This is a genomic window from Stappia indica, from assembly GCF_020177335.1.
In the GTDB taxonomy this organism is placed as follows: Bacteria; Pseudomonadota; Alphaproteobacteria; order Rhizobiales; family Stappiaceae; genus Stappia; species Stappia indica_B.
On the sequence record NZ_JAIVMG010000003.1, the window covers coordinates 106,352 to 120,486 of the forward strand.

General features: G+C 65.6%; 11 protein-coding genes. 7 read left to right on the forward strand and 4 right to left on the reverse strand.

Features of this window, described 5'->3' with window-relative positions:
- Nucleotides 1-34 precede the first annotated feature (34 nt).
- Nucleotides 35-898: a glycosyltransferase family 2 protein gene (locus LC062_RS04850; protein ID WP_224909910.1), complete on the reverse strand. Its 864-nt coding sequence runs from the start codon at nucleotides 896-898 to the stop codon at nucleotides 35-37.
- 189 nt (nucleotides 899-1,087) lie between these two features.
- On the opposite strand from LC062_RS04850, the gene LC062_RS04855 reads away from it, so the two are divergent.
- The 5 genes from LC062_RS04855 to LC062_RS04875 all read left to right on the forward strand — a co-directional run bounded on the left by LC062_RS04855 (nucleotide 1,088) and on the right by LC062_RS04875 (nucleotide 5,428).
- Nucleotides 1,088-1,516 carry a helix-turn-helix domain-containing protein gene (locus LC062_RS04855; RefSeq protein ID WP_224909911.1) on the forward strand — a complete coding sequence of 143 codons (429 nt, stop codon included), beginning with the start codon at nucleotides 1,088-1,090 and terminating at the stop codon, nucleotides 1,514-1,516.
- A gap of 150 nt (nucleotides 1,517-1,666) precedes the next feature.
- A complete protein-coding gene (locus tag LC062_RS04860) occupies nucleotides 1,667-2,113 on the forward strand; it encodes a helix-turn-helix domain-containing protein (RefSeq protein WP_224909912.1) in 447 nt (148 codons plus the stop codon).
- Nucleotides 2,114-2,342: 229 nt separating this feature from the next.
- The gene (locus LC062_RS04865; protein ID WP_224909913.1) at nucleotides 2,343-2,906 is read left to right on the forward strand and encodes a GcrA family cell cycle regulator; all 564 of its coding nucleotides are present in this window, start codon (nucleotides 2,343-2,345) and stop codon (nucleotides 2,904-2,906) included.
- A gap of 309 nt (nucleotides 2,907-3,215) precedes the next feature.
- Nucleotides 3,216-3,596: a hypothetical protein gene (locus LC062_RS04870; RefSeq protein WP_224909914.1), complete on the forward strand. Its 381-nt coding sequence runs from the start codon at nucleotides 3,216-3,218 to the stop codon at nucleotides 3,594-3,596.
- A gap of 158 nt (nucleotides 3,597-3,754) precedes the next feature.
- Nucleotides 3,755-5,428 (forward strand): thiamine pyrophosphate-binding protein, encoded by a 1,674-nt coding sequence (locus tag LC062_RS04875; RefSeq protein WP_224909915.1) that lies wholly within the window; start codon nucleotides 3,755-3,757, stop codon nucleotides 5,426-5,428.
- 88 nt (nucleotides 5,429-5,516) lie between these two features.
- Here LC062_RS04875 and LC062_RS04880 read toward each other — a convergent pair whose 3' ends face one another.
- From LC062_RS04880 to LC062_RS04890, 3 genes are all read right to left on the reverse strand, one after another.
- Complete coding sequence (locus LC062_RS04880) at nucleotides 5,517-8,231, reverse strand: bifunctional acetate--CoA ligase family protein/GNAT family N-acetyltransferase (RefSeq protein ID WP_224909916.1); 2,715 nt, start codon at nucleotides 8,229-8,231, stop codon at nucleotides 5,517-5,519.
- 234 nt (nucleotides 8,232-8,465) lie between these two features.
- Nucleotides 8,466-9,293: a universal stress protein gene (locus LC062_RS04885; RefSeq protein WP_224909917.1), complete on the reverse strand. Its 828-nt coding sequence runs from the start codon at nucleotides 9,291-9,293 to the stop codon at nucleotides 8,466-8,468.
- Nucleotides 9,294-9,472: 179 nt separating this feature from the next.
- The gene (locus tag LC062_RS04890; RefSeq protein WP_224909918.1) at nucleotides 9,473-10,627 is read right to left on the reverse strand and encodes an acyl-CoA dehydrogenase family protein; all 1,155 of its coding nucleotides are present in this window, start codon (nucleotides 10,625-10,627) and stop codon (nucleotides 9,473-9,475) included.
- 58 nt (nucleotides 10,628-10,685) lie between these two features.
- On the opposite strand from LC062_RS04890, the gene LC062_RS04895 reads away from it, so the two are divergent.
- Both LC062_RS04895 and LC062_RS04900 read left to right on the forward strand, forming a co-directional pair.
- A complete protein-coding gene (locus LC062_RS04895) occupies nucleotides 10,686-12,542 on the forward strand; it encodes a sensor histidine kinase (RefSeq protein ID WP_224909919.1) in 1,857 nt (618 codons plus the stop codon).
- On the forward strand, nucleotides 12,539-13,969 hold the full coding sequence (locus tag LC062_RS04900) for a sigma-54-dependent transcriptional regulator (RefSeq protein WP_224909920.1): 1,431 nt from the start codon (nucleotides 12,539-12,541) through the stop codon (nucleotides 13,967-13,969). The genes LC062_RS04895 and LC062_RS04900 overlap by 4 nt, the downstream gene beginning before the upstream one ends.
- Nucleotides 13,970-14,135 lie beyond the last annotated feature (166 nt).

The window sequence follows — 14,135 nt, forward strand, 5'->3', positions numbered from 1 at the left end:
GTCAGGCCGCCTGTCACCGTCGGACTCGTCCGGACTATGCTGCCCATCGTTCGCGAAGACGCCGTTTCAAATGGGGTTTCAGGCGAACGACGCGCCGGTCGAGATATCTGAGGGCGAGCGCATAGATGATCAGCCGGCGGAGCGGGCCGAAGGTCCACTCCGCGCGTGCCATGCGCAGGATCTCCCAGTAGGTGGAAATGGCGAGCGCATGGTCGTCGCTGGAGACCTTGTCGTATCCGACATTCTTCGCCACCAGTCTTCGGCCCGTGAACGTTGCGCCTGGGGTCGTGACGATCCGGCCCTTGAGGAGCATTATGCAGAGGTACAAGATATCGCAGTGGTAGATCGACTGAGCGTCGAGGGCTTTCAACTCGGCGAAGGCAGGGATCAGTGGCTCGCGTCTGTAAAGGCCGTAGAACCACAAAGGCGCGCATTCGATAAGTTGGGTCTTTAGCCGTGCGAATTGCGATAGGCCGACCGTATTCGTCGTGTTGAAGGTCTTGTTGTAGTCGGCTGGCAGGTCGTTCCAGGTGCAGGTGGTGCAGGCAAGCCAAGCGTCTTGATCCGCATCGAGCGCCGCACTCAGAACCTCTAGGTAATGGCTGTCGCTTAGGTCGTCATGAGCACGCCACATGAAGTAGTCACCGTGTGCATGGGTCAGGCAGAGTTCGAAATTTTCGGTGGCAGGGACCGTTTCCGCATTCCTGAAATACTGAAAATTGTCGTTCTTTTCGCAGAATTCATGACAAATCGCCTCCGTTTCATCGGTTGAGGCATTGTCGAAGATCAGAACCTCGTAGCTTTCGTAAGTTTGGTTTTCGAGCGCGGCGAGGCAGTCGCGAATAGCGGGCGCGCCATTGTATACGGGAACGCCAATGGTGATTTTGGGTCTGTTCATGATTTCCGAATTTATGGTTTTCTGAAAATGACCTCAAAATATTGCCGATTATTGATGCGTTTGCAATCAGAGATGGAATTTGAGGGCGATCCGGTTGCAGGGACGGATCGGGGCTTCACGGCGCTGGCGGTTCCTGACAGTGTTGCTTTCTGGTTCCGCCGCCGGTGGCGGTCTGTTGGGGAGGCTTGAGTGACGCAAGGGGCGCGGCGGCAGGAACAATCCGGAACCGCCTATCGAACGCGGCGGTTGCTTGAGACCTATTATGAAATGACCTTGCAGATTCAGGACCGTTTCGGTGCGCGCGACGGCGACGACGTGCTGATGCTGGTGCTGATCGGCATTGCCGATCTGCGGGGCGCGCCGATGGATGCCGACCTGCTGGCGGAAAAGCTGAACATGTCACGCTCCAGTGTAGAGCGCCGCCTGCGCGCCCACCTGCGCAAGGGAACGGTGGAGAAGGAGCGGTGCGGCAAATCGGTTGTTTACCTTTGGTCGTCCGCCCCGCCCGCCGATCCCTGGGCAGCGCCGCCGGAGCGCTCTACTGGCTCGGACAGCGAGATGAGCAGGGAGATGATCCGTTCGATCATGAAGCTGGTGGTCGACGTGGCGAGCGACTGACGCCCTTGGCGGGGGCGCGCAGAGAGGGCGCGCGTCCGGGTCGTTCGGGGCGATATTGGCGGGGACTGGCGGCTCTTTTGTCGGTTCGTCGCGGTCGAAAGCGCCGCTACCTTTGTCAAACTGACGAAGCAGGACTGGCGGAACAGGGGGGTGTTCATGGAAGACGGAAGGAATTCTGGTCATTCACGTAGAATCTTACGCCTCTATGAAATGTTCTTCAGCCTCATGTTCAGGTTCATGGATGAATATAACGTTCGTGACCTAGGAAGTCTGATGATCATAACGACGATTTCAATCGCGGAGACGAATGGGGTAGATCCGGATATCGACCTTATTTCAGAAGAGACAGACATTCCATACTCAACAGTCCGGAGAAAAATAGAAAAAATGTGTGCGGATGGATGGATAGAGGCAAGGAAAGAGAACCAGAAACTTGTTTTCTCCATCTCGGGACGTATGAATTTCGCACATCCTGGTCAGTCTGACAATGAAGTGAACAGGAAATTCAATTCTGATGTCGTTTCAATAGTTATTTCTGCAATAAGGAAGGTGATTTCGGAAGGGGATTTCGAATTCCAAAGTGAAAATAAAGAGTGATTGACGGATTAATATAACATTTACCATAATTTATCGGAGATTGACGAGAGGCTTCCCGGGGAGGGGTGCATTCTCGCTGCTCGAGGACGTTCGCGGAAACCTCCTGCATTACGACACAGCGTCAATTGAATAATGCCGACCGGCCCGCTCCAGACCAAGGCGCCGGCGGAACAGGGGCCCTTTGTGCCTGTGCATGGGGCCTCCAATGACAAAAGGATTGGGGCTAGACATGACCTGGACAAGCGAACGTGAAGACCTCTTGCGGAAACTCTGGCGGCAGGGCCTCAGCGCTCGGCAGATCGCCTATGTCATCGCCGGGGTGACCCGCAATGCGGTGATCGGCAAGGCCCATCGGATGGGCTTGCCCAAGCGATCCGCCACCATGACCCATCGACCGAAACAGCGTCCGTTGCGTGGGCGGCCGTCGCTCGCCTGCATTGGCGGTGCCCCGGCTGCGGCGCTGGCGGAAGATGCGGGGCTCTCACGGGAGGCCGGGGTTGAGGGGGTGAGCGCCCGGATCGACCGGGAATTGGCCCGGGCAAGTTTCGAGGCCGGCCGTTCCGGCGCGTCGCAACAGGACTGGGGCAAGCTGATGACCCTGACCGGCGGCGTCTGCAAATGGCCGATCGGCGATCCGGTGGACCCGGACTTTCGGTTTTGCAACTGCCCGGCCGAGGGCAGCCGCTCCTATTGCGACTTTCATCTTCGGCTGGCCTATCGGGGCCGACGACGCCGGGCCGGCGCCGGCGTGGCGGCCCAGGCGCATGCGGAAATTTCTGCCATCGCCGGCTAGCGGCTTGGGGGGCGTGACGGCTGGCAGTTTGATTGGGGATCATGAAAGGGCAATGCGCGTCGGTGTTTCTTGAAGTCTTCCCTCCCGGGCTGTGACGGGCGCATCCTGGCGGAGCTGGCAACAGCTCCGCCCTTTTTTTGGGCGCTGTCTGGCGCGCGCCTGTCCGATCTTTCACAGATGGGGAAAAGAGGGGCGGCTATTGAGGGGAGACCCTTGGGTTTGATTTCCATCATTTGACGCCTGTGAGGCTTGCGGGAAAATGGGTAAACTGCTGTCAAAGATACCTGAATCGAGGAAGGATGCGCCCACATGACCGCTGACCTGGGCTTGAAGAAGATCAGATTGAACCTGGCCCGGACCAAGGAGTTCCCCAACGGCTCGCCGCGCCACGGCTATGAGTTCATCGCGCCGCTCGACGCCGATGGCCATATCGACGCGGGCGCGTGGAAGAAGCACCGCGACCAGTGCCGGGTTCGCCGCTTCTGGGCCGATGAGGAGGAGGATATCGGTCACCTGCGCCATCGGCCGGGCGGATCCTGGGCCTTTCACTACGATATCGAGGGCGATGAGGATGACGAGGCCGGCTACCGCTTTGGCAGCCATGCGTTCCATCCTGGCGAATACGTCTCCATCAAGGATGAGGACGGCGACCTGCACACCTTCCAGGTGGTGACGGTCCAGGACCTTTAGTCGGCGCCCCGTCGATCCAGACAATCGAAACATCATTCCGGTTTGGAATAGGTTGCGGACGGTCGCGCTTTTGCGCGGCCGTTTTGCGTCGGTGTATATGCAAGGACAGTGCTTGCATGTGAGGACGGGACCCTTGTCGGTCCGGGAGAGGCGAAGAGATGGACATGGCCAAGGTCAGCCGGATATCCGGCACAGGGGGACAGTTGCTGGTCGCGGCGCTGGAGCAGATGGGGGTCGAGCGCGTGTTCTGCGTGCCGGGCGAAAGCTATCTGCCGGTGCTCGATGCGCTGCATGATGCGGCAATTCCGGTCACCGTCTGCCGGCAGGAAGGCGGGGCGGCGATGATGGCCGAGGCCTTCGGCAAGATGACCGGCCGCCCCGGCATCTGCATGGTGACCCGTGGGCCGGGCGCGACCAATGCGGCCGCCGGCCTGCATGTGGCGCAGCAGGATTCCACGCCGATGATCCTGTTCGTCGGCCAGATCGAACAGGGAATGCGCGGTCGCGACGCCTTTCAGGAGGTCGACTACGTCCAGATGTTCGGCGGCATTGCCAAGTGGGTGGCCGAGATCGAGGATCCGGCCCGCATGCCGGAGATGATCTCACGCGCCTTCCATACGGCCACCTCCGGGCGTCCCGGGCCGGTGGTGCTGGCGTTGCCGGAGGACATGCTCGCCGCTGCGGCGGAAGTGGCGGTGCTGCGGGCCTTCACGCCGCTCGAAACCCACCCCGGGCTGTCGCAGATGGCGGAGCTGCAAAAGCGCCTCTGGGCGGCGAAGCGTCCGCTGGCGATTCTCGGCGGCAGCCGCTGGACGGAGGCGGCGCGCGATGCCTTCACCCGCTTCGCCGAGCGTTTCGAACTGCCGGTCGCCTGTTCGTTCCGCCGGCAGATGCTGTTTGACCATCTGCATGATTGCTATGCCGGCGATGTCGGCATCGGCATCAACCCGGCCCTGGCCGAACGGGTGCGGGATGCGGACCTTTTGCTTCTCGTCGGCGGCCGCCTGTCGGAAATGCCGAGCCAGTCCTATACGCTGCTCGACAGCCCGGAGCCGCGCCAGGATCTGGTGCATGTCCATGCCGACGCGGAGGAGCTTGGCCGGGTCTATCGGCCGTCGCTGGCCATTCATGCAACGCCTGTCGGTTTCTGCGCGGCTCTGGAAGGCATCGAGCCGCCGGCGGCGATCGGCTGGAGCGGTGCGGCCGGTGAGGCGCATCAGGCCTATCTCGACTGGTCCGGTGCCCGCCCGCGCGTGGCCGGATCCTTGCAGATGGCCGATGTGATGGACTGGCTGGAACAGAACCTGCCGGACGACGCGGTGCTGACCAATGGCGCGGGCAACTATGCCACCTGGGTGCACCGGTTCCATCGCTTCCGCCGGATGAACACCCAGCTTGCGCCGACCAGCGGCTCGATGGGCTACGGCCTGCCGGCTGCCGTTGCGGCCAAGCTGAAGTTCCCCGAGCGGACGGTCGTCTGCTTCGCCGGCGATGGCTGCCTGCAAATGACCATGCAGGAGTTCGGCACGGCGGCGCAGGAAGGGGCGGCAATCATCCTGGTCGTCGTCGACAATGGCATGTACGGCACTATCCGGATGCATCAGGAGCGGGACTTCCCCGGGCGGGTTTCGGCCACCACCCTGGTCAATCCGGACTTTGCTGTGTTCGCCAGCGCCTATGGTGCCCACGCGGAGACGGTGGAGACGGCCGAGGCCTTCGGTCCGGCCTTCGAGCGCGCGGTGGCCTCGGGTCGGCCGGCCCTGTTGCATCTGAAACTCGACAAGGAAGCGATCACTCCGACCCGCTCCCTGTCCGAGATCCGCGCCGGCTAGGCAACTCTTGACCGGACGGACCACCCGGGCCGCACGTCGGTGCCGGGTGGTTTTGGCAGCTTCGGGGCGCGGCGGCCCTTGCGGGAGGTCAGCCGCGCCGCTGGCGGATCTCGGCCACCGGCAGGGTGACCACGGCGATGGCGTCATCGTCCAGGGAGGATTTGACGGAGAACCCCAGCCCCTTGCACATGGCCAGCATGGTGGTGTTCTCCTTCAGCACCTCGCCCTTGATGGTCTCGATGCCATCGGCCACCGCATAGTCGATGATCAGCTGCATCAGCACCCAGCCGAGCCCGCGCCCCTTCAGCGTCGATTGCACCAGGATCGCGTATTCGCCGGTGCGGTGATCGGGATCCGCGTGCAGCCGGACCACGCCGAGGATTTCCTCGCTCTGCGGGTCGCTGGCGACGAAGGCGATGGCGCGCGAATAGTCGAGCTGGACCAGCCGGGCCATGAAGGCGTGGTTGAACTCCTTGACGGGCGCGAAGAACCGCAGCCGGAGATCCTCCGGCGAAACCTTCTGGAAGAACTGCCGGTAGGGCTCCTCATCCTCGGGCCTGACCGGACGCACGAACACTTCCGACCCATCCTTCAGCGTCAGATGGCGCTCCCATTCCTTTGGGTAAGGGGCAATGGCAAGGCGCGAGGTGGCCCGCCGTCCCGGGTGGACGGTGGCCGGCGCAATGGTGATGCGTGCGTCGAGCGCCAGAACCCCGGTGTGGTCGGTCAACAGCGGGTTGATGTCCATCTCGCGGATTTCGGGCACGTCCACCGCGATCTGTGCCACCTTGACGAGGGTGAGGGCAATGGCGTGCAGGTCGGACTTGGGCCGGTTGCGGAACCCGTCCAGCAGCCGGCTGATCCGGGTCCGGCCGATCAGTTCCTCGGCGAGATTGAGATCGAGCGGCGGCAGGGCCATGGCCACGTCGCCGGTGACTTCCACGGCGGTACCGCCGCTGCCGAACAGGATCACCGGGCCGAAAGTGGCATCGTCGGCCAGGCCGATGAACACTTCGCTTGCGTGCTGGTGCCGCATCATCGGTTGCAGCACGATGCCGGTGATATCCGCATCCGGATGGGCGGCGGTGATCCGGTCGATCAGATCGCCGGCAGCTCGCTCCACCTCCTCCGGGCTTTTGAGGTCGAGGATCACCCCGCCCACATCGGATTTGAACGGAAGCTGCGGCGAGGTCAGCTTCAGCGCCAGCCGCTCATGTTGCTGCAGCAATTCGCGTGCCGCATCCGCCGCGTCGGCGGGGGTGGAGGCAATCGTGCTCGGCACCTGCGGGATGTCATAGGCCTGCAGGATGGTCCGGACTTCCGCCGGGGTGAGGGCGCTGCGACCTTGCGCCAGCGCCGAATGCACCAGCGCTCGGGCGGTCTCCGCCAGCGGTGAGAAGGAGGAGGGCAGGCTCGGCGGCGCGGCCATCAGCAATTCGCGCGCTTCGGCATAGCGCACCAGGTGCATGAAGGCGCGCACCGCTTCCGAGGCGCTGCCGTGACAGGGAATGCGGGCGTTGTCCAGCGCCTGCCGTGGCAGCGGCGCCCCGGCGGCCAGCGCCACCAGGAGCGGCTTGCGCCGGCCATAGGCGGGGCGGTAGGCGCGATAGGCGGCGGCCAGCGCATCGGCGGTCGGCTGGAGGTGTGAAAAGGCGGAAGGGCCGATCACCGCGAGCACCGCATCCACGCCCCGGTCGCCCAGCAAGGTGGTGACCGCCTCCACATAGGCCTCCGGTGGTGAGGTTTCGTGCAGGGTGACCGGATTGCAGGTGCTCTGGCCGGCCCGTTGCAGCGGCGCGACCTTGGCAGTGGTTTCCTCGGAAAGCTGGGCGAGCGTGCCGCCCTGCTGCTCCAGTTGGTCGGCGGCGAGCGTGGCGAGGCTGCCGCCGGTGGCGACAATGCCAAGGCGATGGCCGGCGACCGGCTTCAGCCGGCTGACGGTTTCCACCGCCTCGAACATCTCGTCGATATCCTGCACCCGCAGCACGCCGGCCCGGGCCAGCGCCGCGTCGAACACCCGGTCGGACACCGCGATCCGCCCGGCATGGGTGGTGCCGACGCCCGCCGGCTCGCGGCTGGCGCCGGAGCGCAGGATCACCACCGGCTTGGTGCGCGCCGCCGCCCGCGCGGCGGAGAGGAACTTGCGCGGATTGGCGACGGTCTCCAGATGCACCAGGATGGCGCGGGTCTTGTAGTCGAGAGCGAACCAGTCGAGCAGGTCGGAGGCATCGACATCGGTTCGCTGGCCGAGCGAGGCAATGCCGGAAAAGCCGATGCCATTCGACTGGGCCCAGGACAGGGTGGCGTTGATCACCGTGCCGGAGCGGGCAATGAAGGCAAGATCGCCCGCCGCCGCCGGGGAAATCCCGAGATGGCCGGCAAGCTTGCCCGCCGGCGCGGCAACGCCGAGGCTGCCGGGCCCGAGCAGGCGCAAGGTGTTGGGGCGGGCGGCCTGAAGGGTACGGGTGACGAGGTCGTCATCCCAGCGGTCGTAGCCTGGCGACAGGGCGATGGCCGCGCGGGTGCCGGCATCGCCGGCGGCGCGGATCAGCTCCGGCGCGTCTTCCGGCGGGCCGACCAGCAGCATCAGGTCGGGCGGTGTGTCGAGATCGGCCAGCCTGCGCTTGGGGCGGAACCCCTCCGGCAGGTCCTTGCCGCAACCGATGACGGTTTTCGGTCCGGCGAACCCGGCCTCCTGCAGACGGGAGAGCAAGAGGTCGAAGGCCGGTTGGCCAAGTCGGCAGGGGCCGACGACGGCAAGGGACGTCGGGCGAAACAGGCCCTCCAGATTGCGTATCGTCACGGCTCGTGTCCTTTACGCTGGCTGGGAAGCGCGGGCGCGGCCATGCCGGCACGCCGCTCCCGGGAGAGCGCCCGCGCGGACGCTGAACGCGCCCCGCGCGGGGAAGGTCGGGCGCAGGCCCCGGCTGCCGGCGCCGGTCCGGATGGAGCCGGAACCGACCATGCGACAGAACGGGGCCACGTGGTCCAGTCAAGTCCTTCGGGATGGCCGGAGCCCGGCCGTCCCGAGAGAAGCCTAGTGGGCCATCAGCACCGGAACGGTCATGGAGGCGAGAATGTCGCGGGTCGCCCCGCCGAACAGGAATTCACGCATCCGCGAATGGCCGTAGCCACCCATGGCGATCATGTCGATGCCCTTGTCGGAGACATAGTTGAGGATCGCATCGGCAACGCCGGTCTGCGGCCGGGGCACCACGTCGATGGTGACGTCGAGACCGTGACGGGCCAGGTAGGTGGCGATGTCGGTGCCGGGTTCGCCAGCGGAGCGGCGGCCGGTTTCGACGATCATCACGGTGACCTTTTCCGCCATCTGCAAGAGCGGCAGCGCTGCATGCACCGCGCGGCTGGCGGTCGGGCTGCCGTCCCAGGCGACGAGCACGTTCTTCATCGGCAGGCCGCCGCCGATATACGGCACCACCATGACCGGCACGCCGGCCTCGAACAGGATCGATTCGATCAGCATCTCCCGCATCGGCTCCGGCTCATCCGGATTTTCCTGGCCGATGACGACAAGATCGGTCAGCCGGCAGTGGGAGACCACCGGGTCGGAGGCACCTCCGGTGATCATCTCCGCCGTGCGCACCTCGGCGCTGACGCCGGCCTTGCGGGCCATTTCGTTGAAGGCGGCTCCGGCATCGTTGGCGGCCTTGAGCGCCTGGGTGCGGGCGACCTCGATGTAGTCGGGCGGCATCGGCGCGGCGATGAAGCCCGGCACGACCGGCTCGAACGCAACCGCAAGCCCGGTGGCATGGGCACCGGTGCGCTGTGCCAGCTCGAGCGCGGCCTGGGCCGTGCGCTGCTTGCCGGCCAGGTCGATCACCGTGAGAATGTCCTTGATCGCCATAAATAGTCCCTCCGTTGTGCAGCCGTTGGCGCGTCCCTTGTCCTGACGCCATCGGCTGGTCTGTGCGGAACGTTACGCGCAATGCGCGTCGCCGGTCCTTGATCGGAATCAATCAATCAACACATGCCCTGATATTTCAAGGGACTGAATGCGCTTTTCACCAAAAGGGCGGAAAGCTGCTAAACCGCCTTCATCGCCTCGCGGGCGATGATCAGCCGCTGGATTTCGGACGTGCCCTCATAGATCGTTGTGATCCGGGCATCGCGGGCAAAGCGTTCCAGCGGGTAATCCTGGATATAGCCGGCGCCGCCGTGCAGTTGCAGGGCGGTGTAGGTCGCCCGCTGTGCCGCCTCGGAGGCGAACAGCTTGGCCATCGACGCCTCGCGGGCGAAGGGCTTGCCGGCATCCTTCAGGGCGGCGGCCTGGAGAATCAGCAGCCGCGCCGCTTCCAGTTCGGTTTCCCGGTCGGCGATCATCCACTGCACCCCTTGCATGTCGGCGATGGCCCGGCCGAACTGCTGGCGCTCCTTGATATAGGCCTTGGCCCGGTGCATCGCCGCCTGGGCAATTCCCAGCGCCAGCGAGGCCACACCGATGCGTCCGCCGGCAAGCTCGCCCACGGCGATGCGGAAGCCGTCGTTCTCCACCCCCATCATGGCGCTGGCGGGAACCCGGCAGTCCTGAAAGATCACCTCATTGGTGGCCGAGCCGGTCTGGCCCATCTTCTTTTCCGCCTTGCCGACGATCAGCCCCGGGGTGCCGGCCTCCACCAGGAAGCAGCTGATGCCCTTGCCCTTGCCCGCATCCCGGTCGGTGACCGCCCAGACCACGAAGACGCCGGCATATTCGGCGGAGGTGATGTAGAGCTTGGTGCCGTTCAGCACGAAATGATTGCCGTCGCGCACGGCCCGCGTCTTCATCGCCGAGGGGTCGGATCCGGCACCCGCTTCGGTCAGGCAGAAGGCGCCGGCGGCATAGGTGCCGTCGGTCAGCCGTGGCAGATAGGCGGCCTTCTGCTCCGGCGAGCCGACCGCCTCGATTACCTCCGCCACCATGTTGGTCACCGATACGGTGACGCCGGTGGCGGCGCAGGCCCGGCCGACCTCCTCAACCGACAGTGCGAAGGCCACGGCGCCCGCGCCGGTGCCGCCAAACTCCGGCGAGACGTTGAGACCCATGAAGCCGTTTTCCGCCAGCAGCTTCAGGTTGGCGAGAAACGCCGCGCGGCCGCCGCCCTGGTCCAACTCCTCGGCGAGCGGCGCGATGCGCTCCTCGGCCAGCCGGCGCGCGCTGTCGCGGATCAGGATTTCTTCCTCGTTGAGGGAAAACTGCATCGATGTCCTTTCCGGGCAGCGATGGTCAGGCAAGGGCGCTGCCGCTACGATTGTCGCCATGTCAGACCAACAGGAATACGGGCAGGCCGCGCCCCTGTCCATGACCGTCGAGACAGGCGCGCCGCCATCCGCAGCGCTGCCCGCCGCCTCCCGCCTGCCACCATGGCTCGGGCGCGCCTTGCTGCTGCTGCCGGCGCTGGCGATCCTCCTGGGCGCGTATCTCGGGGCGGAGTGGGTTGAAGGCCGGTCGGCCCTGCGCGGCGACTTGAAGGCCCGCGAGCGCCTGACCCTTTACCGCGAGACGATCTTGCGCGAGCTGGAGAAGTTCCGCTACCTGCCGCATGTGCTGGCCCGCGATCCGCGCGCCGTCGGCGTTCTGTCGGCGCCGGACAGGGCCGCAAGCACCAACCGGTTTCTGAAGGATCTGGCGGCGATCACCGGCGCCGAAGCGCTCTACATCATGGATGACAGCGGGCGCACGGTGGCGGCCAGTAACTTCGACACGGCCACGTCCTTTGTCGGCAGCTCCTACGGGTTTCGTCCGTATTTTCGCGCCGCGATCAAGGGCGAGGAAGGGCAGTTCTTCGCTGTCGGCGCCACCACCGGCATTCCCGGCATGTTCTTCGCCCGGGCAACGCCGCAAGGCGCCCCCGCCGCCGGGGTGGTCGTGGTCAAGGTCAACATGGACCGGCTGGAGCGGAGCTGGCGCGATGGCGGCGAGACCGTCTTCGTCAGCGATGTGCACGGGGTCGTCTTCCTCGGCTCGCGCGACGACTGGCGTTATGCCTCGATCGCGCCGCTGTCGGACATGGTGGTGGCGGCGATCCGGGCCAATCAGCAATATGGCGGCGTGCCCCTGAATGCCTTGCAACAGGGTGCGCCCGCCGCCGAGGTTCTGAGGATCGGCGGCGCCGGGTATCGTCAGGCACGGCTGAAGGTCGGTCTGCTCGACTGGACCATTCACTATCTGACGCCGATGGCACAGGTGCGCGCGCCGCGCGCCCTGGTCTGGACTGCGGCAGTGGCCTTGCTGCTGGTCTATCTGATTGCGGCGCTGGTGGTGCGCAGCCAGCGGCTCAGGCGCCAGTCGGCGGGGCTGCGCCGGTTCAACCGGCGGCTCGTTGAGGAAATCGAGGAGCGCCGCCGGGTGGAGACGGAACTGCGCGAGGCCCAGACCGGGCTGGCACGGGCCAGCCGGCTGGCCGCCGTCGGCGAGATGTCGGCGGCGGTGTCGCACGAACTGAACCAGCCGCTGGCGGCGCTGCGCATGTTCGTCTCCGGCAGTCGGGTCTTCCTGGAACGGGGCGACCTTGCGTCGGTTCGGGAAAACCTTGGCGAGATCGATGCGCTTCAGGCGCGCATGGCGGCGCTGACCCAGGAGCTGAAGCGTTTCGCGCGGCCGGGGGAATCGCGCGTCGAGAGGGTGGACCTGCGCGACTGCCTGCGCACCAGCGCCAAGCTGATCCGTCCGCGCATCGAGGAAACCGGGGTTCCTCTCGATCTGTCCCTGCCGGAAACGCCGCTGATTGCGGCGACCGCGCCGCTGCGGGTGGAGCAGGTTCTGGTCAATCTGCTGCGCAATGCCATCGACGCTTGCCAGGCTGCACCCGGCCCACGGGTTTCCGCGCGGGGCTGGATCGAGGGTGGCATGATTCGGATCGAAATCGCCGACAATGGCGAGGGGGTGCCGGCGGAATTGCGGGAACGGATCTTCGAACCGTATTTCTCCACCAAGCCGGCCGCCTCCGGGCTTGGTCTCGGCCTTGCCATCTCCGCGCGGATCGTGGAAGACCTTGGCGGTACGCTGACGGTGCGCGAGAGCGCGGCGGGCGGTGCCGCCTTCGTGCTGGCGCTGCCGCAGGCGCCAGCCTCGGTGGAGGCCGCAGGTGAGGCTGCTGAAACGGAACACGCATGACGGGGGGTAAGGCGGTGGAGGGGCTGGCGACGACGGATCCGGCGACAACAGAGGCGGACAAGCCGGATCGGCTGCCCGTACTGATCGTCGATGACGACCCGGCCATGCGCGCAGGGCTGCGGCAATGGATGCGCCTTGCCGGCTACGAGCCGGTGGAAACGGTGGATGCGGAAACCGCCTTGCAGCGCCTGTCGCCGGCGTTTCCCGGCTGCGTCGTTTCCGATGTGCTGCTGCCCGGCGCGAGCGGCATGGATCTCCTGCGCAAAGTCAAGGCCATCGATCCGGAACTTCCCGTGGTGCTGCTCACCGGCCATGGCGATGTGCCCATGGCTGTTGAGGCGATGCGCGGCGGGGCCGCCGATTTCATCGAAAAGCCGTTCGATCCGGATGTGCTGGCGGCGGTGGTTGCGCGGGCGCTCGATCATCGCCGGCTGATCTTGGAAAACCGGGCGCTGATCCGCCGGCTCGAAAGCCGCGACGGGCTGGAGGCGCGGCTCATCGGCGACAGCGCGGCCATGCGCCGTGTGCGCGAGGAAATCGCTCATTTCGCCGCCACCGATGCTTCCGTCCTGGTGATCGGCGAAACGGGAACCGGCAAGGAGGTGGTGGCCCGGGCGCTGCATGAGCTGTCCGGCCGGGCGACCGGCCCCTTCGTTGCCGTCAATTGCGCGGCCCTGCCGGACAGCATGGTCGAGGCGGAGCTGTTCGGCCATGAGGCCGGCGCCTTCACCAGTGCGGAGAAGGCCCGCGCCGGGCGGATCGAACAGGCCGATGGTGGCGTCCTGTTTCTCGACGAACTGACGTCGATGCCATTGGCGCTGCAGCCGAAGCTCTTGCGCGCCCTGCAGGAGCGGGAGGTGGACCGGCTGGGCGGCAAGGCGCCGGTGCCGGTGGATTTGCGCATGGTCAGCGCGGCGAACATGGAGCCCCGTCAGGCGGTCGAGGACAATCTGCTGCGGCAGGACCTTTTGTTTCGCCTCAACGCCATCGAGATCCGCATTCCGCCGCTCAGGGAACGCGGCGGCGATGTGCGGCAATTGTTCGACAGCTTCGCCAACCGGTTTTCCGCCGAGTACCGGATGGAGGTGCCGGCGCTGTCCGCCGATGATGCGGCGTTCCTCGCCGGCTATGATTGGCCCGGCAACGTGCGCGAGCTGCGTAACGCGGCGGAACGCTATGTGCTCAGCGGGGCGATGGGAAGCCCATGCGTGCGCACGCTTGTCACCGGCGGCCGTGTGGAGGGGGCGGCGAATGCGGCTCCGGGCGGGCGGCTGAAGGATCTTCTGGAAAGCTACGAGCGGCAGGTGATCGCGGACGCCCTGCGCCGCCATGAGGGACGCGTCGCCGATGCGATCGAGGAGCTGGACCTGCCCCGGCGCACCTTCAACGAAAAGATGGCCCGGCTCGGTCTGACCCGCTCCGGATAGGCGCGGCCGGTTCCTGACGCTGCGTGAGCGGATTTCCGCCGATGACCGGCGAAGTATCGGCGAAACCTTGCCGAATGCCCTGCGGTGCGTCACTCTTGCTGGTGGCCGCGCGTGACAACAACAACCGAAATCACGCGGGCTGGCGCCGATGATCGGTTGCGCCCGG